This is a genomic window from Coleofasciculus sp. F4-SAH-05, from assembly GCF_040222985.1.
Lineage (GTDB): Bacteria > Cyanobacteriota > Cyanobacteriia > Cyanobacteriales > Coleofasciculaceae > Coleofasciculus > Coleofasciculus chthonoplastes.
This window is the reverse complement of record NZ_JAVKBY010000250.1, coordinates 1-20,920: the sequence shown is the minus strand read 5'-3', so window position 1 is coordinate 20,920 and position 20,920 is coordinate 1. Positions and strand designations below refer to the sequence as shown.

The 20,920-nt window shown below is 46.0% G+C and carries 18 protein-coding genes and 1 pseudogene; 8 read left to right on the top strand and 11 right to left on the bottom strand.

The genetic code is table 11. From position 1 onward, the window contains the following. Positions 1 to 311: 311 nt before the first annotated feature. Entirely contained in the window at positions 312 to 1,424 is a 1,113-nt protein-coding gene (locus RIG27_RS30525; protein ID WP_446350849.1) for an N-acetylmuramoyl-L-alanine amidase-like domain-containing protein, read from the top strand. A gap of 69 nt (positions 1,425 to 1,493) precedes the next feature. Here the strand turns inward: RIG27_RS30525 and RIG27_RS30520 are convergent, their stop codons facing one another. From RIG27_RS30520 to RIG27_RS30505, 4 genes are read right to left on the bottom strand one after another with little or no spacing between them, the layout of a single operon-like run. Then, the gene (locus RIG27_RS30520; RefSeq protein WP_446350874.1) at positions 1,494 to 2,336 is read right to left on the bottom strand and encodes a mechanosensitive ion channel family protein; all 843 of its coding nucleotides are present in this window, start codon (positions 2,334 to 2,336) and stop codon (positions 1,494 to 1,496) included. 44 nt (positions 2,337 to 2,380) lie between these two features. Beyond that, complete coding sequence (locus RIG27_RS30515; RefSeq protein ID WP_446350848.1) at positions 2,381 to 3,589, bottom strand: MarR family transcriptional regulator; 1,209 nt, start codon at positions 3,587 to 3,589, stop codon at positions 2,381 to 2,383. Positions 3,590 to 3,638: 49 nt separating this feature from the next. Beyond that, on the bottom strand, positions 3,639 to 4,091 hold the full coding sequence (locus RIG27_RS30510; RefSeq protein WP_446350847.1) for a hypothetical protein: 453 nt from the start codon (positions 4,089 to 4,091) through the stop codon (positions 3,639 to 3,641). 19 nt (positions 4,092 to 4,110) lie between these two features. Beyond that, positions 4,111 to 4,368: an RRXRR domain-containing protein gene (locus RIG27_RS30505; protein ID WP_446350846.1), complete on the bottom strand. Its 258-nt coding sequence runs from the start codon at positions 4,366 to 4,368 to the stop codon at positions 4,111 to 4,113. Between the two features lie 323 nt (positions 4,369 to 4,691). Between RIG27_RS30505 and RIG27_RS30500 the strand changes: the two genes are divergently transcribed. Both RIG27_RS30500 and RIG27_RS30495 read left to right on the top strand, forming a co-directional pair. Continuing rightward, positions 4,692 to 5,336 carry a hypothetical protein gene (locus RIG27_RS30500; protein WP_446347458.1) on the top strand — a complete coding sequence of 215 codons (645 nt, stop codon included), beginning with the start codon at positions 4,692 to 4,694 and terminating at the stop codon, positions 5,334 to 5,336. Positions 5,337 to 5,349: 13 nt separating this feature from the next. Next, a pseudogene (locus RIG27_RS30495) lies at positions 5,350 to 5,568 on the top strand (transposase); the annotation flags it as partial. Between the two features lie 138 nt (positions 5,569 to 5,706). Here RIG27_RS30495 and RIG27_RS30490 read toward each other — a convergent pair. From RIG27_RS30490 to RIG27_RS30475, 4 genes are all read right to left on the bottom strand, one after another. Then, positions 5,707 to 8,991: a patatin-like protein gene (locus RIG27_RS30490; RefSeq protein WP_446350845.1), complete on the bottom strand. Its 3,285-nt coding sequence runs from the start codon at positions 8,989 to 8,991 to the stop codon at positions 5,707 to 5,709. Continuing rightward, the gene (locus RIG27_RS30485) at positions 8,930 to 10,858 is read right to left on the bottom strand and encodes a GTPase family protein (protein WP_446350844.1); all 1,929 of its coding nucleotides are present in this window, start codon (positions 10,856 to 10,858) and stop codon (positions 8,930 to 8,932) included. The genes RIG27_RS30490 and RIG27_RS30485 overlap by 62 nt, the downstream gene beginning before the upstream one ends. Positions 10,859 to 10,937: 79 nt before the next feature. Then, positions 10,938 to 11,840, bottom strand: a complete 903-nt coding sequence (locus tag RIG27_RS30480; RefSeq protein ID WP_446347466.1) for a tetratricopeptide repeat protein — start codon at positions 11,838 to 11,840, stop codon at positions 10,938 to 10,940. A 202-nt stretch (positions 11,841 to 12,042) separates the two neighbouring features. Beyond that, positions 12,043 to 12,402, bottom strand: coding sequence for a response regulator (locus RIG27_RS30475; RefSeq protein ID WP_446350843.1), 360 nt, complete (start codon positions 12,400 to 12,402; stop codon positions 12,043 to 12,045). Between the two features lie 100 nt (positions 12,403 to 12,502). Between RIG27_RS30475 and RIG27_RS30470 the strand changes: the two genes are divergently transcribed. Then, on the top strand, positions 12,503 to 13,285 hold the full coding sequence (locus RIG27_RS30470; RefSeq protein WP_446350842.1) for an ABC transporter permease: 783 nt from the start codon (positions 12,503 to 12,505) through the stop codon (positions 13,283 to 13,285). After that, positions 13,243 to 14,073: a DUF3598 family protein gene (locus tag RIG27_RS30465; RefSeq protein WP_446350841.1), complete on the top strand. Its 831-nt coding sequence runs from the start codon at positions 13,243 to 13,245 to the stop codon at positions 14,071 to 14,073. The genes RIG27_RS30470 and RIG27_RS30465 overlap by 43 nt, the downstream gene beginning before the upstream one ends. On the opposite strand, the gene dxs is transcribed toward RIG27_RS30465, so the two are convergent. Further along, complete coding sequence (dxs, locus tag RIG27_RS30460; RefSeq protein ID WP_446350840.1) at positions 14,045 to 15,952, bottom strand: 1-deoxy-D-xylulose-5-phosphate synthase; 1,908 nt, start codon at positions 15,950 to 15,952, stop codon at positions 14,045 to 14,047. The two genes, RIG27_RS30465 and dxs, sit on opposite strands and share 29 nt — an antisense overlap. Between dxs and RIG27_RS30455 the strand changes: the two genes are divergently transcribed. After that, on the top strand, positions 15,947 to 16,306 hold the full coding sequence (locus RIG27_RS30455; protein ID WP_446350839.1) for a hypothetical protein: 360 nt from the start codon (positions 15,947 to 15,949) through the stop codon (positions 16,304 to 16,306). The two genes, dxs and RIG27_RS30455, sit on opposite strands and share 6 nt — an antisense overlap. Before the next feature lie 154 nt (positions 16,307 to 16,460). On the opposite strand, the gene RIG27_RS30450 is transcribed toward RIG27_RS30455, so the two are convergent. Next, positions 16,461 to 16,970, bottom strand: coding sequence for a transcriptional repressor (locus RIG27_RS30450; RefSeq protein WP_446347474.1), 510 nt, complete (start codon positions 16,968 to 16,970; stop codon positions 16,461 to 16,463). Positions 16,971 to 17,046: 76 nt separating this feature from the next. Here RIG27_RS30450 and RIG27_RS30445 point away from each other — a divergent pair, with 76 nt between their 5' ends. Continuing rightward, a complete protein-coding gene (locus tag RIG27_RS30445; protein ID WP_446350838.1) occupies positions 17,047 to 17,196 on the top strand; it encodes a hypothetical protein in 150 nt (49 codons plus the stop codon). Positions 17,197 to 17,268: 72 nt separating this feature from the next. Further along, positions 17,269 to 18,609 (top strand): ATP-dependent Clp protease ATP-binding subunit ClpX, encoded by a 1,341-nt coding sequence (gene clpX, locus RIG27_RS30440; RefSeq protein WP_446350837.1) that lies wholly within the window; start codon positions 17,269 to 17,271, stop codon positions 18,607 to 18,609. A 281-nt stretch (positions 18,610 to 18,890) separates the two neighbouring features. On the opposite strand, the gene RIG27_RS30435 is transcribed toward clpX, so the two are convergent. After that, a complete protein-coding gene (locus tag RIG27_RS30435; protein WP_446350873.1) occupies positions 18,891 to 20,654 on the bottom strand; it encodes an ABC transporter substrate-binding protein in 1,764 nt (587 codons plus the stop codon). Between the last annotated feature and the right edge of the window lie 266 nt (positions 20,655 to 20,920).

Below are 20,920 nucleotides of genomic sequence, written 5' to 3'. Positions count from 1 at the left end.
GAGGCGCAATTGACAGACCCAAGTTAGCTGTTTTAGGGCGACAATCCTTGTCTAACTCCTACTGCATCAATGGTCTAGCGATCGCGCTGTGGTAAAGTCCAATGAAGAGTCACCCAACTATAGAAGAGAACCTGTTGGGTAACGCTTACGCTCTACCCAACCTACTATATAGAACTCGCGATCGCGCTGTGGCAAACTATGGGCAGGCGCGTCTGGAGGGGGGTAGGGGCGGATTTTACCGATAACCTTAATTGAGAAAACCGATAACTTGACTAAACTCGCCCTTCTAAGCTGGGGAAGTAGGAGGAATAATGAGAAAAATGTTTGGCTGGGCTTTTGTGGGATTGGCAATTTCTGGCGGTTTTACGTCAGATCTTGCCTTTCAAGCTCAGGAGTATGATTCTATCCCAGTTAGTCAAGCGGCAACTCGTGCTGAGGATACTCCTGGAGGAGGGGAAGTCTGTAAAAACGCCGCTTGCTACCTCTGGGAAACAGAGGACGAGGAACTGATAGATTATTCTTACTTGTCACGAGATGTAGAAAATTTCTCTCCTACCAGAACAGAAGCTTTGATTTTTCCCCCTTCTCAGACGTTACTGACCGATACTTCAAATGTTACCGTCTCAGCATCCATGAATCCTGTATCAGACGAGAGGGAACAGTTCCAGCACGTCATAAACTGGGCAATTGCCCAGCGTCTGCATGAGCAACCAATGACGGATATCATACAGGCGATCGCACACCAATTTGTGGGGACACCCTATAAGGCAGGCTTATTAGACCAATCGTCAGACGAAACCTTGGTGGTAACGCTTCAGGCATTTGACTGTGTGCTATTTGTGGAAACGGTACTCGCGATCGCACGCAGTTTGGCGCAACAGGATTATTCCTATCCCACCTTTGTTAATCATCTTCGCGATCAGCGTTACCAGAATGGTCAACTCAATGGCTATTGTAGCCGTTTGCATTATTTCTCCGCCTGGATTCATGACAACGAGCAACGGGGAACCGTAGCCAATATTACCCAGGCGCTGGGAGGAATCTCGTTAAATAAGCGGCTCAATTTCATGAGTACCCACCGCCACCGTTATCCTCAACTGGTTAATAATCAGGCAAATTACCAGTGTATTTTAGAGATGGAAGATCAGCTTAATGCTGTTCCCTTAAACTATATTCCCACCGATCAGATTCACCACAGCTATAATCGGTTACAATCGGGAGATATTATTGGTGTCGCTACGAATATTGCCGGATTAGATGTCACCCATACCGGATTCATTGATCGCCAGCCAGATGGCAGAATTCGTTTGATTCATGCGTCACCAGCGGGAGAAGTAACAACGTCCCAAGACTTACAGCAGTATGTGGGCAATATCAAGCACGCGATCGGTATTTTAGTCATTCGTCCGAATGATTTGCGTTAGTGAGTGAGCCAACCTCTTCCTAGGATGAATATCAGGAGCCATCACCGGACAAATTTAAACTTTAGCTGATCAGGGGCAACTGTCATTGTTTTGGATATCTGATAACCTTGGGTAAGGTAAATTTTGGCGAGCAAAGGCTTGCTTGGCACGGCGAATCAGATCGGTTTTATAGATAAATTCATCGCGGGCATCCATTGGGTAAGACCGCAGCTTGAACTGAGTACCCCAAATTTGTTCTTGCATGACAACTACAATTGGGAGCTTTAGCTGCGTATATTTGCTACTGTAAGCTGCCTGGTACAGAATCTGGATGACTTGTTCAGCATCTACAGTATGAGCAAAATAAAAATCAGTGAGGACCTGAGCTTCTAGCTGTCCGCTGTTGGCATTGGAGACAGCTTCAGTCCAGGTTTTGTTGTGGGGAATAGTGACAATGTTGTCGTCAGGAGTCTTGAGTCGAATTCCACGCAAACCATAGTCCACCACTTCACCGTAATGATCTTCAATTTGAATGCGATCGCCCACTCGATAAGGAGCTTCAAACAGTGCAACTACTCCTGCAATAATCGAACTCACGTAATCCTTAAAGGCAAATCCCAGGGCAATAGCGATCGTACCTGTCAATGCGAGGAGGTTCTCCTGAGACAAGTTCAGAAACAGATTCAGGAGATAGGAAAACGTTAGGATCAAAATCAGCCCTTTCAAAAAGGGCAAAGATTGTTTGATCAATAATCGAAAGCGGCGGGGAACTCGTTCTGAACTCCAGCTAGTGAGCGACTGAATGACAAATATGCTCCCATAAGCGATCAAAATAACGACGAGAGAACGAAAAATTTTTTGCAGCGTAATATTGGTAAGAACTCGTTGCGGTAAGGTTTCCGATGCCTCGATTTGTGCCAACAACGCCGGCATTGCCTGAACAAAACTGATCATATCAAAACCCGATACACTCATGGTTAATCCTCGCCAACAAAAAAGTTATTATTCGTCAATTCAATCTTCAGCTTGGCATAATGGGCAGCACGTACTGATAGCATGCCATTGCTGCTAGCTAGTACCCCGACTAGCAATAACCCCTGAATTCGAGCTTGGATTTGGCTTTCGGGTTCACCCAAGCTCAGGGCAAGATGGACATGGCTCATCTGCCCATGAATTAGCAACGAATGAAGTAAATAGCGGTCAATCCCCGTTAATGATGGCAAACTAGGCAATGTGGGTTTAGTTTGACGTAAGGTAGAATGGGTTTTGTTGGTTGTCGCTGTCTCGCTCAAGTTCAATTGAGATAAATTACCATCCTCTAGTTGATCGCGCTTGATTCGTAAGCTATTTAGCCATACGCCAAAGGCAATACTACTGACACCAGAGGATTGACTGGCAAGAGTCTTCCAATATGCCTGATCAAGATTATCTTCTGAGTCTTCTATCACTTCTGGTTCAACCATCGTTTTGGCAATCGGGTTTAACCAGGTTTGAATCATCGCTCCATCTAGTTCCGGTAACGGTTTCACCTCGCTAAAATAGGCGCTAATCTGGCACACAAAATCCAGAAAATCCCAAGCCCAATGGTTACATCCTATAACCCAAAAGCAATTGCGATTATGAATGACCATGTCTCGTAAGTATTCAATGCTATTCCAACCCCCAATACAGCGCAGAAAACATTGATCCAGACAGGGAATCATCATCAATGTTTTTCGATCAGCCAGGGAGTTTGCCTCAAGCAGATCGCCACTATCCTTAGGGTTTTTAATATCAATCTGTGGGTAGGCTTGCAGGGCTTGCTGAATTTGTTGAGACATGATTAATGGATCATGAGGGCGCATTCGGCAAGGTAGAGGTGTGAATACCTCTACGGAGGCATTGTGCCAGGTTTGCAGACTATCGCTCAAAATTTTGGCAATGGGTTCTACGGGGCTGCCCAAAATGATCAAACTATTGGCGGCATCCAGGTGATGTTGCCAGTTTTCAACCGCAGCGGTGATCGCCTCTTGCACTGTGGTTTGATAAGCCTGACAACAGGGGAGTGCCTGGATTTTTTGCCACAGTTGAGTCTGAATCCCATCTGACAACTCAACCTCTTCATTCTCGATTGCTACTGATACTTGCGCCTGGGTAAACCACGACTGAAATTTTTGCTGAATTGAGTGAACTAAAGAATGAGTCATCAGGTTTCTCCATCAGAATGCGGCGAGGGTCCCGCGCTTGTACTGAAAGTCAAGCGTCGGAGGAATCGCCGCCAAGATAAGAAAAGGCGAAGCCATCCGCTTTATGAATGGTGGTGAGATATTTGCAGTGAGCATCAAATTGTTTACCTCCATTTTTTGGATACAGGGCAAAAGTTGGCTTGGTTCTAACAGCTATCCGCAGTCCGTCATAGCGCCCTGCATATTTACCCTTGGGGATATCTGCCCTAACAATGTCCCCAGTTTTAAAGCCGTGAGACAGCTTAAATCTACCCCGATACTGTTTTGGAAACCCGTATTTGTCTGTTACCACTCGCTGTCTGACCCCATGACCTTTGGCAGTAATCAGCAAAGGGATGTGGGTTAAAAACTGCAATGGTGGTGTTTCTCTCACAAGAGCGGCATCGTGCCAATGGGTTTTAGTGACACCCTGAATGGCTCGGTTGTACTTCGTTTGTCCACCCGTTCCTGTAACAACAGGCAAGCCTAACTTTTTCAAGGCATCAAGCAATGCATATCGGGTCTATCTTGATTTGACACCATCCAGGATTGGGTTCGGGAATAGCGTATTTGAGAATGATCGTGAATGGATATCTACGATACACGGCAGCTTTTCCACTACCGAGTAACCGTCTAGCTTGTCCTGGATGTATTGGGTCAAGTGGCTGTTTGTTGGTATCGATAACGAAAACAAAATTAGACAATTTGTCCTCCGTTAAACGGGTAATGTGAGCCTCGCCAATGCTATTGAAGTTTGTCATGATTGCCACACTTCCTAAACCCAACTCGGATGTTTAATGACAAGCCACAGAGCTATAAACTGGCTCAACGCATTTATAGGTGTGATGGCTTCAATAGCGTAGTCATTTAAGACTCAGGCTGGTCAACTATGGACGTTTTCACGCCCCGCTTCTATCCTTACGGATGAAGCGCGGGTCGTTGACGTGATTCATAAGAAGGCTGTTTCATTAACAAGTTCCCTGTTCCCTTGTCCTCATTTGTGCTAATACAGGGAAAGATACAATTAAGTGTATCACCGATTAAGCCAAGCCCGAATCGCTAGAGTCAAACTATCATACCTAAAATGCAACCTGACTTACAGGGACTCAAAATCACCAAAGGAGAACTCAAACATTTGAGTGGAGTAAGTGTTGATACTGTCCTGAAACCACCGACTCTGCCCAAATTTATCGCGGAGATTACTAAAACCCTTTTGATTATTATCCTGATTAGTTTAACCGGGTTTGTACTTCTCCAGGTTTTTCCGGAACATATTAAGTTGTTAATTGCTATCCCTTCCATTCTTGCCATCACCTTATTCTTCAACGATATTCGCAAAATTGCCATTAGCCGCAAATGCAAGAATTTAATCCGACTATTTGAAGATGTAAACCGATTTAATCGAGTGATTCAAGCCATTAATATTAATGACAAAATTGAAGCCGTTGGTAATCCTGGTGTGGCGTTAACAAATCGCGGACAAGTTATTCAGGCACTTCGGCTAACCCGTGACGATATTATTCGAGCCTTAAAAACTGAACGAATTCTTAGGGAAAATGACAAGTTTATCAAATGCAATTCTGAATTATTTGATAATAATCTCATGGCATTGACAGCTTTACAAGTTAGCGATCAAGCCACGGAACATGGACGTTTACTTAATGAAGCGTTACAGATTGTTGTAGATGTGCGACAGGAAATGAAAGCATTACAAAATCGGCACTTATAAAATAAATTTTGAATTGGTAGACTTTCATCCTGACAACAAACTTTCATCTCTAATTGGCAGCATGAAGTCTGCTTCCAGTCGAATCATCAGAAAAGATTTTGCCGTGGAACTATCAAAAACTTATACTAAGTCGGCATTTTGGTCAGGCTCTTATTATATTGCCTCTACTGGTGGCGCTCCCATTGAGAGAGTCAAAGCTTACATTAAATCCCAAGAAGCATCTCAAGATTAACCCTGAGCCAAGTCGAAGGGTTGATTGCCTTCGTTCCTCCGGCAATCCGCTATCCCTCCCCACCCTCAGCAGATCCTTCGCAGGCTCAGGAGGGTGGGGACTCCCGCGATACGTTGACGAATGACGAATGACGAATGACTAAGACTTTTTGAAAGCATAGCCGAGTAGCCAAAACAAAACTGTAGCAATGAGGGCGACGGCGGTAGGTATAGGCGAATTAGAGACAGTAATCACAACACTGATAATCGCCATGAGTAATAAGAGTACCTGTAGAACTAATATTAGCGGTCGCTTACCGATAAAATTGGGACTCTGAAACGCGGCGGGACTTTTTAATTGTAACCACCAATAAACAAGTTGTAATGACTTATTCACAAATTGATAACTTAAAAGCCCTTGAAGTTTCTTTGCACGTTCTTTTCCTAGAGTCGTAATCATAATATCTCGCAGGATTAAAGCTGCACGAGTAGCAAGATTTGCCAGCACAATTCCGGGAATATCTTTTAAAATGGTTTCTTTACCAATCCGGTATTGATTGCGAAAGAAGTCTTCTTTGGCTTGGGGAGAGAACCTACCAATAGCATCTTTGGCTAATTTACCCGCCGCTAGAGTATTCACCGTTTTCTCAAAATAACCGGGAACGGGTTGATAGTTGGGTGGTTCATCACCAAGTTGAGCCAGCAATCGTTCCACATCATTAGGATCAGTGGGTTTAACCCGCTGGCGATTCCAGGTTAGTTGTTCGCTGATTTCATCTTCAATCACTGTTTCTAAGTCGGTCATTAAAATTGAGCGATGACCTTCTAAAACCAGATCGTCTAAAATAATATGCATCGCTGCATCAGACAGATTTGGATCAGCTAATAAGCGAAGATGGGATTTGAGTTTCTGACGAGTGTTGGTTGTGGTATCGGGGAAACAGTCTTGAACCAGTTGTTCTAAGTATTCATCTTCTGTACATCCTTGTGCTTGGGTTTGTCGCGCCAAAAAAATTGGAAAATTTTGCAGCGATTCACGAGTAACTAAGGCTTCAACAATGCGATTGAGTCCATCCAATCGCCCCCACAACATATCATTGGAACGCCAGGATTTCTTAAAAAATCCGCCAAAAGCTTGTAAGGTATCCCCAGCCAATTTATCATCTAATGTTTTTCCCTTCCCTAACCCTAGCTGAGCATCATCTGGACTAAAGCGAATTGTCTCAATTATATCTTTTTCAGAAAGATTGGTTAAATATTCAAAGGGATAGAGTACCTGATCTAAGTCACAAAACTGTTGGTAACGATTGAGAATATCATCATAATCGTTGAGTTTACTGGTTTGAATTAACCGTTCTGATGCCTGATTAATTTGATGGAGAATGGAGCAAAACAGTTGACTACAGTTGTCCGGATCACTATCCTGGTATTTTTGCTCCGACCAAATACGGTCGAGCAGTGATGGATCATCATCAAGTTGGCGAATTTTTTGCTGGAATTGGGCAATAATACTAGAAATCTGTTTTTGCGGTAACCAGTTACTTTGTTTGTCTTGAAGCTGGTTTAACTCTACTCCTAACTGTTCCGCAGCGGTGGGTAATGTATTAAAAAAGTTGGCGGTAACGAACTCCAGGCGATTTTGGTCTAAGCCAGATGGAGAGAGGTCATTTAAACCATCCGCATCAAAGAAGAAGCGGTGCAAACGCAAAAGACGCTCATAAACTTGCTTGCGCCACTGCTGTTGAAATTCCACATCAGAATTTTCTAAACTTTGCTCCAGTAAACTGTAGAAGGATTCACTAACCTGCGGATGACTTAGTAATGTATCTAAAGTAAAGCGAATAACTTCTAGCAGTTTAAGTTGTCGATTTAACCGACTGACAAGTAATCGCTGCTTATTATATTCAACGATATCGGTTGTTTGCTCAAGCTGCTGAAATAGCTTATCAGTAATATAGAAATGCTTCCTCAACGCATAGTCTATATCCAGATTACGAATATGCTGACTAGCTTGTTGAAGAATTATATCTTTATCTTGACTGTCGGTCGGGCTGGTGATACCTGCAATTAACCGTTGTCCGGTTTTATCTAAAATGACTTTTTTATCAGTCCCTGAAGCCGTGGTTTGCTCTCGATCCATGCGTAAAATCAGGGGGAGGATGCGATCGCGCAAACCAATCAGGCGGCTGCGGAGGTAAATCTCTTCACTAACGGTAATTTTGTGGGAAATACCAGGAGTTGATGGATCGGGTGTTTCCACACTAGCGAGTATGTTGTTATAGCGGCTGATTTTATCGTTTTGGGCTTGGATTAACTCCAAATCGTTGCTAATGCTTTCATACGTCGGGAGTCCAACTAACGCCTCCTGAAGCACATCCCAGGTGCTAGGCTTCGCCATGGCATTAAATTTGGGATTTCTCAACAAGCGATCGGGATTGGGATCAATATAAATCAGCTTGCGATCAATGGGACGGTTAGCGGTGCGAAAATAGATATCTTTAATCGTGTAACTAAATGGTCGATTATCTAACACCCCACCATCAATAAAATGGAGTTGATAACCTTCTGACGGTCGTTGTTTGGGTAAATCACGATTTTCCATTTGCCCCCATCGAATCAGTCGCTGATCAATGTGATTGGCATCTTCCTTTAAGCCAACATTAACCGCTGGAAATGCCACCGGAAAGCATGAGGTAATTCGGCATAGTTTTGCCAGGGATTGATAGGTTTGTTCCGGCGTTCGATTTAAATCCGCTGGGTCACTATCCGGATTAAAGGGTTCGTCACGTCCCTGACGATGCTTGAGGTGAAAAATCTGGCGGTGATTTTTAACTTCAATGACTTGACCTGTATCATCAAATACTTTATAAATTCGTCCCAGGATGTCAGTTCCTGTGACAAATAAATCTAGTTCATTCAACTCAGATACCCACTCTCCATCTGGGGCATCCGTGCGATTATAAATGCCTTTTTCAAACGCTTCGGCTAGGGCAGTTTGATAATAGCCTGCACCATCCAAAACCGACTCCTGTTGGGTTTCCTGGGTTGAGGGTTGATGCATTAATTCGCGGATATTCCCACTCTCACGCCAAATTTGGGCAAATTCTTTAAAGTCAACAATTGTGTCTTTGGTGCTATTGGCAAGAGCGTAACTCAGCAACACGCCATTAATACCGCCGGCTGAGGTTCCGGAGAGGATATCCACAACAATATCCGAATCTGTTAGGGCTTTAATCAGTTTATAGATACCTCGACCCCGTACAGCATTATAGAATTCGCGGCAGATGCCATTCATATAGATGGCGAGAGAAACACCACCATACAGGACAAGTCCTAAGCGATGTTCGCGACGAAATTCAGGTTTTTCGAGGGGGTGACTGGGGTTAGACATCGTGCGATGCTGAATTAAGATAAAACTTAAACGTCTGGCGTAATTGTTGAACACTCATATTCTGTGTCCAATATTCTACCAAAGCGTGACCAAATGCCCAAGCATTGCGATCAGGTGAAGATGAATTGTCCAGCAATAATGACCACAGCGATCGCAAGTCGAATTGCATCTGAGTATCCCCTGCACTCAGCAAGGAGAATAAGTCATACGCCATCTGTAATTTGCCAATGACTAGGGGTAACTGTTCGACGGGAATTTGTTCAGCCAGGGCAAACGCTAACGTGGGAGATCCGGTTGTTAATGTGGATACAAACTGTAGCACAGGACTTTTCAGAAACGCTGCCAACCCCTGAGTCGTTGCCATCTGAAACGTATAGTGGTCAATAATTTTAGCCGCTTCCGCTGTACGGGCTTCTCGGTTTCGCAAAAAGCGGGCAAGACGCAGTTGTTTAGCAGGTGCGATCGCGTCGATTAAGGCGAAGGATAGCGCCTCGATATTCCAAGGGGTGCGCCCGGTTTTCCCATCCGCCGTCACCACAGGTAACACGCGATCGCACCATTCCCCTAAACTTTCGGCGCGATATTCTGTCGCTTCCCGAATCGCTTTTTCTTTGGTAAGTTCACCCCATTGCCAGTCATAAGGAGGTTGCCATTCCCGGATCGGGCGCAGGCGATCGACTTGGGTGACTATTGTAATGGCGGGTAAGTCTTCAATATCTGCTTGGATTTCCTTGAGAAACTCCGCATCAATATGTAGCGCCGGATCGAGGGCGGGGGTTACCAGTAGCAGTAAATCGGCGTTCGTGGCATAATCCAGTACTAAGTCCCGCAAATCGGATCGGTTGACTTGTTCATATCCCGGCGTATCCCACAGCGTCAGCGTTTCTCCAGTTGGAGTTTGCCAGTGGTAATTCTGTATCGTTTCGGTACTGGGTAAGACATCGACTTCGGCTCGTTCTGCCTGAAATAATGTATTAATTAGGCTACTTTTACCCGATCCAGTACGCCCCACCAGCAAAATACTTACAGGCTTTTGTTCAACCGCTTCTACCGGTTCAGCTTGTTCGAGGATATCGCGCAGGGTTTGGGTTTTTACCTGGGGGAGTTGCGGTTTGGGTGGGGAGACGGTAGCTGAACCCGGTGGGGTACTTCCACTATAAAGCGCGATCGCTTGTCGAGATAAATTCTTTAACGCCGCTTCGCGCAGCATCTGTGCCAAATTCATCAACAGTTGCTGGGTAGCTTGGTTACTCGAACGCTTACTCGCTTGTTTGGCTAGCGCCGCCACCGGATTGACTATCCACTGCGCCCAACTCCACGCTTGCCAGAGTTTGCGGGCGGAGGGTTCGAGTTTCTGGTACACTTCGTAGGCTTGCAATCCCTGTCCCACTGTCACCTGACTTAACGCTGGCGATAACTTCTGCATCCACTGATCTAAGTCATCCACCGTCCCCCGAATCAGCCCATAAGCTTGGGGAATGTAGATATTGAGTAAGGGATATTTCGCCGCCGGCTGATAGATATGGGCGATGGCAATAACAAGTTCCTGACATCGTTGCCAAAAGGTTTGCCAGTCTTCCCAGATGGGCGGATCATCCTGTGCTTTTTTCAGCACCGTTTGCAGGGCGGCTTCGGCGTTTTGAGTCGCCTCATCTGTGGCGGGTAAGGCAGTTGTTTCCTCTGTGGTGGCGTCGAGTTGATCGCTAACCTCCGCTACCGCCGCTTCTACCTGATCGACTGTTGTCCGCGTCCATTTTACTAGCAACCAACGCCAACCCGCGAAGATCAGGATAAAGATACCCCAGATCCAATTAATTCCCCACTCGTGGATTTGCCAACCCGCAGATAAGAGTAAGAAGATAATGATGAACGCGATCGGCATTGCCGATACGATCCACTGCCACCGTTTTAATCGCACCATTGTCTGATACCTGCCACAGAAAAGCCTCCGTTATACCTATCGTAATTGACAACCAATGTAGGGGTTTGGTTACCAAACCTTACTGTTCAGGATTTTCATCCCCTTCCGGAAGCGGTTCGGGAAAATCAGGTGTCTCGTTATTATCAGGGGATGCGGTTGGTGCAGGTGTAGGCTGTTCGCTTAATGTGGCAAGTTGCTTGACTTGATCTTTGTACTCCTGCGGTGCGAGAGAAACTGCTGTGGTAAATAGAGGCTTGGCTTCTGCGGTTTTCCCTTGTTGGCGGAGAATTAGGGCTTTAGCCAATACGGGGCGAAAATCTTGGGGGTTTTCTTCGATCAGTTCATCATAAATGGTGAGGGCTTCGGTAAACCGCTGTTGACTCAGGTAGACTTCTCCTAACAACAATTGGACAGAACTCACATCCACTCTACCCGGTTGAGTCTGATTCTGTTGTCCAGCGTCTTTAATCGTCTCTTGCAATAAACCAATCGCTGCTTCTGGACGGTTTTGCTGAATATACAGAGCGACTAATCCCTGTAAGGCATTGATATCTCCGGGCTGTGAGGCTAAAATTTGACGGTAGGCTTGGGCTGCACCTTCGCGATCGCCAGTTTGTTCTCTGGCTTGAGCGAGCAATACTGCAAATTTGGGTTGGTCGGGATTCAGTTCAGCTAAGGTTTCTAACGGTGCGATCGCGCCTTCAATATCCCTTAACTGTAATTTTGTCTCTAATAGTCCCCGCAACGCGGTTTGATTTTCTGGTTCTCGCTGTAAAACCAGTTCGTACCCTTTCGCTTGTTCTTCGAGTTGCTCTTGCTGTTCGGCAGATAGGCTGGGTTGGGCATTCGGTGTAGCGACAGCAGACGGCTGACTATTGCTCTCGACGACACTCCTCAACAACGGAATCGTTGATATACCTACAAATGCCAGCACAGCTAACACTAGCACGACTATAACCCAAACTCTGCGTTTTTGAGACACAAAAAATTCCTTGAACTCTACTGATCATTATGAACGCCAAGGCGTCTTTTGCGCCAACGGTTGCATTTTTGGGGAGGATATTGCTGGAGTAGATGGAGATGGACAGGACAAGGAAGACAAGGACTAGAAAATACTGGGGCTGAACGCCACAATCGACTGCAATAAATCATCCCAGTTGAGAGTTATTTTTCGGCTAAGTCATTTAACCATTTTGATGCTCCAGCAATGTCAAGAATTTGTCCACATTAAAGGGTTTGAGAATATGATCAATACCTAACCCCCTAATTTTCATTAGATTAATTTGATCGGCACTGGCTGTGAGAAAGACAAATTTAGTGTCAGCCGTGCTAGAATCTTGACGCAATGCCTCTAAAACGCCATAACCATCCAGTTTAGGCATCATCACATCACACAAAATTAAATCCGGATGAAACTCTTTGGCTATTTCCACCCCAGCCTGACCATTGTCTGCTCCGATGGCATCAAATCCTTCAATTTCCAGCAGTTCGATGAGATTATCCCGGATTAAGCTTTCGTCTTCAATCACTAAAATTTTTCTCATGGGAGATCCTCACAGTTTAATTTACATTTTGTCACAATTTTGCTCTGCCTAACTGCCATCCTCAGCGGTGATTTCTGCTATTTTAATCAAGATAATCAAGATGAAACGATATCTGAACGTACTCCAGTTGTTCTGGAGGACTGCCCTTGCCGCTGAACTTGAGTATCGCCTCAACTTTCTGATTGCTGCCTTAAGCAGTCTCGGAAACTTAGTGGGCAGTTTATTTGGGTTATTCTTGTTTTACCGCACGGGCTATACCTTTCAGGGCTGGAGTTGGGAAGAAGCCTTAGTGATTCTGGGGATTTTTACCTTTCTCCAAGGGTTTGCGGCGACACTGCTGAGTCCGAATCTTAATCGCATTGTCCAGCATGTCCAACAGGGTACGCTGGACTTTATCTTACTGAAGCCGATTAGTTCTCAGTTTTGGCTGTCGTCTCGCACCCTGTCGCCTTGGGGATTGCCCGATGTGATTTTTTCTGGAATACTCTTAGCCTATGCAGGTGAACGCCTTAACATTAGTGGGGTTAATTACCTTTTGGGCGCTGTTCCCCTGCTGTTCGGTTTAATCAGCCTTTACAGTCTCTGGTTTATACTGGGAGCCACGAGTATTTGGTTTGTCAAAATTTATAATGTGACTGAAGTGCTGCGCGGGTTGTTGGAAGCAGGGCGTTTCCCGATGGTGGCTTATCCCACCGTTTATCGATTTTTCTTTACGTTTGTTGTTCCTGTGGCGTTCTTAACCACGATACCCGCCGAGGTAATATTAGGTCGCGGTGAGTTCGTCTGGGTGGTGGGTGCGGCGATTCTGGCATTAGGATTACTGTTAGTGTCCGGTGTCTTTTGGCAGTTTGCCCTCCGGTTTTATACCAGTGCGTCGAGTTAACAAGGGGAACAGGCAACAGGCAACAGGCAACAGGCAACAGGCAACAGGCAACAGGCAACAGGCAACAGGCAACAGGAAAAACAATGCGATCGCAATGGGAGTGTTTACTAGAAAATTTAGGCGAATGGCAAGGTTCGTTTACCCGCTTCTCGCCGCAAAGAAAACCGTTGACACCGAGCGAAGTCGAGATGTTGACGGATACACCAACGGTTGTCAGCTTGGAGGGACTTAATCAAAATAAAACGGTACGTCAGGTGATTCGTCGCTATCCCCCGAATCGCGATGTTGAGGAAACAGTCTTAGAATACAGTACCTTAGCCAGAAGTGTGCTATTTTTTGAGACGGACGCATTCTCTCAAGGCTCAATGCAGTGGGGTACTTTTTCCGAGTTTGGGGCTGAATTAGGCTTAATTGCCGGAAATCGCCGCCTACGGTTAGTGCAACTCTACGATAAGGACGCCCAATTGTCTCAGTTAACCTTAATTCGGGAAAAACGCGCCGGAACCGATACCCCAGAACGTCCCCCCCTAACCGTTGATCGATTATTGGGAGAATGGCAAGGCGAAGCAGTCACCCTCTATCCCGACTGGCGATCAGAGACCTATTCCACTAAACTCACGATTGAACGCCCAGACAGTAATCGCCTCGTCCAACACCTAACCTTTGGCGTCGGTGAATCCGTCCGCACCCTAACTTCTAGTGCGAGGATTGATGGCTCCCGTAGAGACGTAGCATGCTACGTCTCTACACAATTGAAAATTAACTCACCACCGACGGTTGTTTATTAAAGAACGCTGCGCGTACTTGTTCCGCCATTTGGGACGGTGTTAACCCTAAATCGCCTTTCGACTCATCAGGTTTAGCATGGTCTACTAACTTATCCGGTACACCAAACCGCTTCACGGGTACCAAAACATTATGATCCGATAACGCTTCCGTCACGGCTGACCCAAAACCGCCCATCAAGCACCCTTCTTCTAAAGTAACCACCTTACCAATGCGCTGGGCTAGGGGCAAAATCAACTCGGTATCCAAAGGCTTGACAAAACGGGCATTAACCACAGTGGCTTCAATTCCGTGTTCGCTCAAAATCTCCGCCGTTTGCATCGCAGGATACACCATGGAACCATAGCCAATCAGCAGGATATCATCGCCATTGCGGAGAATTTCGCCTTTACCGATAGGTAGTTCTTCCCATCCTTCCTCCATTAAGGGAACGCCGTACCCATTCCCCCGTGGATAACGCATGGCAATCGGTCCATCGGTGTAATTCACACCTGTTACCAGCATCCGTTGCAGTTCCGCTTCATCCTTGGGTGCCATGATCACCATGTTGGGAATGCAGCGCAGATAGGCAATATCATACATCCCTTGGTGCGTCGGACCATCGGCACCAACAATCCCGGCGCGATCTAAGCAAAAGAACACGGGTAGGTTTTGGATGCAGACATCGTGAATGATCTGGTCATACGCCCGTTGCAGGAAAGTCGAGTAAATTGCTGCTACAGGTCGCATTCCTTCGCAAGCCAGCCCTGCGGCTAGGGTAACGGCGTGCTGTTCAGCAATTCCCACATCAATGTATTGTTTGGGCAGTTTTTCCTGGAGTTTAGTCAACCCGGTTCCCGTCGCCATGGCTGCGGTAATGCCGATGATTTTGGGATTGTTTTCGGCTAATTTAACCAAGGTGTGGGCAAAGACTTTGGAATAGCCAGGGGGTTTCGGCTTGTTGGAGGGAATCGCTTTGCCAGTGGTTAAATCAAAGGGACTTTGAGCATGATAACCGACTTGGTCTTGTTCTGCGATCGCGTACCCTTTTCCTTTAGTCGTTACCACATGCACTAAGACTGGACCGGAATAGGTATGTGCGGCGTTGAACGTGGTAATCAAGTCTTCTAAATTATGACCATCTACCGGTCCCATGTAGGTGAAGCCCAGTTCTTCCAACACCGCCCCAACTTTGGGTACAGCTAACCGCTTCATCCCCTCTTTCACCCGTTGTAATTCGGGAGTCAAGGATTCCCCGAACAAGGGAAAATGCTTGAACTGTTCCTCTAAATTATCCGCCAGGAACTGCATCGGCTTACTCAGGCGTACCCGGTTCAAAGACCGGGAAATCGCGCCCACGTTGGGCGAAATGGACATTTCATTATCATTCAGTACCACCAACAGCCGGGTATGGGGTAAATGTCCAGCATGGTTAATCGCTTCTAATGCCATACCCCCGGTTAATGCCCCATCACCAATCACCGCTACAGTCTTGAAGTTTTCCCCTTTCGCATCACGCGCCAGCGCCATTCCCAAGGCGGCTGAAATACTGGTAGACGCATGACCCGCACCGAAGTGATCAAACTTATTCTCACAACGCTTTATGTAACCAGCCACCCCGTCCTTTTGGCGTAGGGTGTGGAAGTGATTATAGCGTCCCGTAATCATCTTATGGGGATAGGCTTGGTGACCGACATCCCAAATCACCTTATCCCGATCCAAGTCGAGCGTCTGATACAATCCCAAAGTCAGTTCGACAACCCCTAACCCTGGACCTAAATGACCACCGCTTTTGGCTACTGTTTGCAGATGCCGTTCCCGAATTTGACGGGCAATTTCTTCCAGTTGACGGATCGACAAACCGTGTAGCTGGTTCGGATGGGTAATTTCGCTGATATGCATACCGCCGTAATCTTCTTTAAATCGCTACTGGATATTATTCGTCTGTTTGATAGTGTGACGTCCTCCTACACCGACCCTACGGGTACGGTTGTAGGCTTCCTTTGTCGTCGTTTCAGAACGACGCTTCCGGCGTTTTATAGTGGGGAATACGCCCATCCCCACTTTTTGCTTATCGCAAGAGAAACTGTAGTTAGGGAATTTAGTTTTTGCTGTCAATTTACCAGCTTTTACAGCTTTGTCAATGAAATACAAAAACAGTTTACCCTTAATATTAGCTTACAACAAGCAAATAAACTGGCGATTCATCCCACGCTCAATCGAAGATTAGAGCGTGGGGAACCTATCGCCGGATAAGCTAAATCCGTGCGGTTATAGCTACCACTCAACCGAACCGTTATCAGTGATTTTAATCACAATAGATTGAAGTTTTACTCATCGAATGTCACCGCTTGGTTGTCCTTAGTTCAACCATTGGACAAATTCCTGATGACGTGTTAAAGCTGAGTGTCTATTGGGGATCTTCTGCCGCGATCGCTCGAGTGCAGCGCCAATTACTGGGAAGTGCACAGGGCCATCCCATCCGGAGAGCTTCGGGACAAATACTGTGTATGGTAAGCTGACAGTCGATGAGCTGGAAGCCTTCCTTGTCTACCTGCTTCATTGCCTGTTTTAGTATCGAATCGTTCTTAAATTCAATGGTCTGGTTACACTGAATGCAAACTAGATGATGGTGATGATTCGGGAACGGTTGATTCAGTTCGTAGTGTTTATGCCCTTCGGCTAACTCCAATTCTCGCAGAATACCCATGCGAGCCATCAACTTGACGCTGCGATAAATTGTAGATAAGCTAATTGGCTCTCCCCGCTTATCCAGCAAATGGAAGAGTTCCTCAGCACTGAGATGGTTCCCTCGGGGCAGATTCTGAAAAACGTGGAGTATCGTTTCTCGCTGCGGCGTCAACCGCCAACCCCGGGAATTAAGTTCAGCTTTCAGCGAAGCGGCTGTATACGGAGGCATAATCACCCTCTCAAAAAAACCCGATTATTGACAATGATAATTACTGCTCCCACCTATTTGCAAGAAAATCTGTTAATTGAAAATTAATGTCAGTCGTCATTTGTCATTCGTCATTCGTCATTCGTCATTGGTTGGCTCCTCTGCTCCCCCAGCTCCCCCAGCTCCCCTAGCTGCCCATCACCTGAAGATCCCCTTTTGCGATCGCAGGAAACTACAATTAAAATAGAGCGGTTTGGATAGCCGAACTCTCCTCTTAAGCCAGATTGCTGTCACTGAAACCAACAGCGCGGATTTTGATATGTCCAAATACGATTCCTATTTAAGATGTTCTTTTTGTGGTAAATCCTCAGAACAGGTTAGTAAATTGATTGCGGGTCCTAGCGTCTACATCTGTGATGAATGTTTGGAACTGTGCAACCAAATTTTAGAGGAAGAACTGCTGACTTCTCACTCAGAAAGCCCGAATTATCCCCCCTTAACGGCTGAACCCCCTTACCAACAACCTGACGATTCTCCCCGTCGCCCCCAATATCACTTGCTCAAGCCCGTTGAAATTAAACAAGCGCTAGACAAGTATGTTATTGGTCAAGACCAAGCCAAAAAAGTCCTCTCCGTTGCGGTTTATAATCATTACAAGCGGCTTAACCTGGCTCAAGATGATTATGACGCTAGTGGACTCGATGACAGCATCACCCTGCAAAAGTCTAACATCCTATTGATTGGTCCAACGGGTTGTGGTAAAACCCTTTTAGCTCAAACTCTCGCCAATCTGTTACAGGTTCCCTTTGCGATCGCGGATGCGACAACGCTAACAGAAGCGGGTTATGTCGGAGATGATGTTGAGAATATCCTGCTGCGACTTTTACAGATGGCTGACTTCAATATAGAAGTCGCCGAGCAAGGTATTGTTTATATTGATGAAATTGATAAAATTACTCGCAAGAGTGAAAAGTCCTCGATGACGCGGGATGTTTCCGGTGAAGGCGTTCAGCAAGCCTTGCTGAAGATTTTAGAAGGAACTGTGGTTAATGTACCGCCACAAGGAGGGCGCAAGCATCCTTATCAAGAGTTCATTCAACTGGATACGAGTAATATTCTATTTATTTGTGGCGGGGCGTTTGTTGGGCTAGAGCAAATTATTGAGCAACGTTTAGGGAAACGTTCGGTGGGCTTCATTCAACCCAGTGAGACGCAATCGCCCCAATTGTCTTCCTCGGAATTGTCAAAACACTTAGAACCGGACGACTTGATCAAATTTGGGGTAATTCCGGAAATCATTGGGCGGTTACCAGTGATTACCGCTGTGGAACCCCTAGATGAAGACTCCTTAGTGGCAATCTTAACCCAACCCCGCAACGCCTTAGTAAAACAGTACCAAAAACTGCTGAAAATGGATAACGTGCGCCTCGACTTTCACCCAGAAGCCCTACGTGCGATCGCGCAAGAAGCCTTTCGCCGCAAAACAGGGGCTAGGGCGCTGCGGGGGATTTTAGAAGAGGTGATGTTAGAAGTTATGTACGAGGTTCCCTCGCGCCAAGATATTACCCGTTGCGCCATTACCCGCGAGATGGTGGAAAAGCGATCAGCGGCGGAATTGTTAGTCCATCCCTCTTGGTTACTTAATCCTGAATCGGCATAAGTTTAATCATTCCCTGGGAAAAGCAATCAGTCGTCCGTCATACAAAGAAGCTGACGCTATGATTTAATTTGTTGAGATTAGGGAACAGGGAACAGGGAACAGTAAAGGTTTGAGGGCTATTTACAAAAGTTAATACAGTGCCGTTTTCTTTTATCCGACTACTTATTTCCAAATTTTCTAAACTTGTCCTCCCTATCCCTTAACCCCCTCTGCGCCCTCTGCGTAAACCTCTGCGCCCCTCTGCGTTAAAAAAACATAACTCTGAACCTTCTCCCTTACCCCTACTCCTCAGAAATCCTCAACTCGTGAATATTCCAGAACGCACCCCCTAAAGCCGAATACTCAATCCCCTCGACGCGATCGCGCACAGCCGTCATCGATAGGGGATTCACCAAATAAATAAAAGGTAAGTGTTCTTTAATCAGGCGTTGGGCTTCACCATAAATAGCTTTACGCTTTTCTTCATCTAACTCTTGAGACCCTTTAATATAGAGATCACTGATCCCTTGCTCCCAAGGTGCAACGTCCCACCCCTGAATCTCCGGTTGACCAACCGTTGGTTTTTGATTAAAACTGTGCAATCCACCTTCCGTAGACCAGACATTGGCACTATTATTTGGTTCTAATCCACCACCCGAAAAACCCAGAAGATGACATTCCCAATCTAAGCTATTACTGAGTTGTTCCACCAAAGTACTAAAAGCAATCGGATTAAAATCCACTTGCATACCAACTTTCGCCAAATCTCGTTTAATTTGCGATCCCATGGCTTCGCGCAGTTTATTCCCCGCATTGGTAATTAAAGTGAAACGCACGCGATTCCCTTGATCATCCAGGAGTTGTCCTTCATCGTTATACTGGAAACCCGCGTTTAACAGTAATTCTTTAGCTTTGTCCAGATTATATTCGTAAATTGGCAGTCCCTCTTCTGGAGACAAATAATAAGGACTTTGTACCGGAAGGTTGGAATACTGAGGTTCACCCAATCCCCGAAACGAGTTATCAATCATCGTTCTGCGGTCAATCGCATACGCCACCGCCTGTCTAAATTCCAAGGTATTGAACCAACGGGATTTCATCGGTTCAATTAAGGGTTCGCCGTCTCGACTGCCTTTGTTAAGATTAAATGAAATAAAACTAGAACTTAGCGTGGGACCGCCAACGTAAATGTTAAAGTTACTGCGTTCCTCTTCCCGCTTGAGTAGAGAATAAAAATCCGGTGAGACACTAATCGCATCTAAACCACCAGAACGAAATTGCAAAAAGGCAGTATCCGTAGATTCAACAACTTCCCAGAACAGCCGATTAATATAAGGTTGGGGTTGACCTTGAGATCCTTTACGCCAGTAATAGGGATTGCGGCGAAAGACTAAGCGTTGATTGGTATTGTAAAGATCAAGCTGATAAGGACCATTGACCACAATTTTATCCGGGTCAGTATCCACACCCCAAGTGGTCATAAACTTGGGTCTTCCTTCTTGGTCTTTCTCAGTTATCGTATCCTTAAGGGCGTGGGCGGGTAAAATTGCCAGTCCTGTGGTGCGGAGAAAGGGCGCAAACGGTTCGGGTGTGGTAAATTCAATTCGCCTCTCATCGAGTTTCCGTACAGTGGGAAAGCCGCGTGTTTCGCCAATTCTGAGAATGTCGCGAATATCGGTGGGAATGTCTTCGTTGAGATAGATATCGTTATAGGTAAAGACAATATCATCAACGGTTAAGGGTTCTCCATCAGACCACTTTAATCCCTCTCGCAGGGTAAAAACAATCCGCTGTTGGTTATCGGAGATATCCCAAGACTCAGCCAGAGAGGGTTCAATTTCTCCAGTGATACCATTTTCCGTCACCAGTCCTTCGTAAGTGTAGCCAAAAATATTCGGCGACTCCTGAGAGAGGGCGTAGTTAAAGGTTTTGGGGTCACTGAGAATACTGGTCACCAGTTGGGAACCCTGGGCGGCTTGCGAGGTAAAGAGTGCAGGGTTACAGGCGGACAGTGCGATTGCGACGATACAGGTCAGTAGACTTAGACACCAGCGACGCAGAGGAATGTTTGCCAAGATAGTCACGAATCCGATTCAATGCTTACAACCTAATTGTAGAGACGATAGTAGAGACGCGCCATGGCGCGTCTCTACAACTGTTAGGCTTGAGCCATCTGCATCACAAAGGACAAGTGACGTCCTCCTACACCGACCCTACGGGTACGGTTGTAGGCTTCCTTTGGGGTTCCGTTTCAGAACGACGCTTCCGGCGTTTTATAGTGGGGAATACGCAAGAGCCCACTTCTTGCTTATTGCAAGAGAAACTGTAGTTA

What these genes read in the sequence shown, in the direction of transcription:
- RIG27_RS30475 (WP_446350843.1), bottom strand. Translation starts at nt 12,402, where the DNA reads ATGAGAAAAATTTTAGTGATTGAAGACGAAAGCTTAATCCGGGATAAT.
- RIG27_RS30485 (WP_446350844.1), bottom strand. Translation starts at nt 10,858, where the DNA reads ATGGTGCGATTAAAACGGTGGCAGTGGATCGTATCGGCAATGCCGATC.
- dxs (WP_446350840.1), bottom strand. Translation starts at nt 15,952, where the DNA reads ATGCATATCAGCGAAATTACCCATCCGAACCAGCTACACGGTTTGTCG.
- RIG27_RS30455 (WP_446350839.1), top strand. Translation starts at nt 15,947, where the DNA reads ATGCATACCGCCGTAATCTTCTTTAAATCGCTACTGGATATTATTCGT.
- clpX (WP_446350837.1), top strand. Translation starts at nt 17,269, where the DNA reads ATGTCCAAATACGATTCCTATTTAAGATGTTCTTTTTGTGGTAAATCC.
- RIG27_RS30500 (WP_446347458.1), top strand. Translation starts at nt 4,692, where the DNA reads ATGCAACCTGACTTACAGGGACTCAAAATCACCAAAGGAGAACTCAAA.
- RIG27_RS30520 (WP_446350874.1), bottom strand. Translation starts at nt 2,336, where the DNA reads ATGCCGGCGTTGTTGGCACAAATCGAGGCATCGGAAACCTTACCGCAA.
- RIG27_RS30525 (WP_446350849.1), top strand. Translation starts at nt 312, where the DNA reads ATGAGAAAAATGTTTGGCTGGGCTTTTGTGGGATTGGCAATTTCTGGC.
- RIG27_RS30450 (WP_446347474.1), bottom strand. Translation starts at nt 16,970, where the DNA reads ATGCCTCCGTATACAGCCGCTTCGCTGAAAGCTGAACTTAATTCCCGG.
- RIG27_RS30505 (WP_446350846.1), bottom strand. Translation starts at nt 4,368, where the DNA reads ATGACAAACTTCAATAGCATTGGCGAGGCTCACATTACCCGTTTAACG.
- RIG27_RS30515 (WP_446350848.1), bottom strand. Translation starts at nt 3,589, where the DNA reads ATGACTCATTCTTTAGTTCACTCAATTCAGCAAAAATTTCAGTCGTGG.
- RIG27_RS30470 (WP_446350842.1), top strand. Translation starts at nt 12,503, where the DNA reads ATGAAACGATATCTGAACGTACTCCAGTTGTTCTGGAGGACTGCCCTT.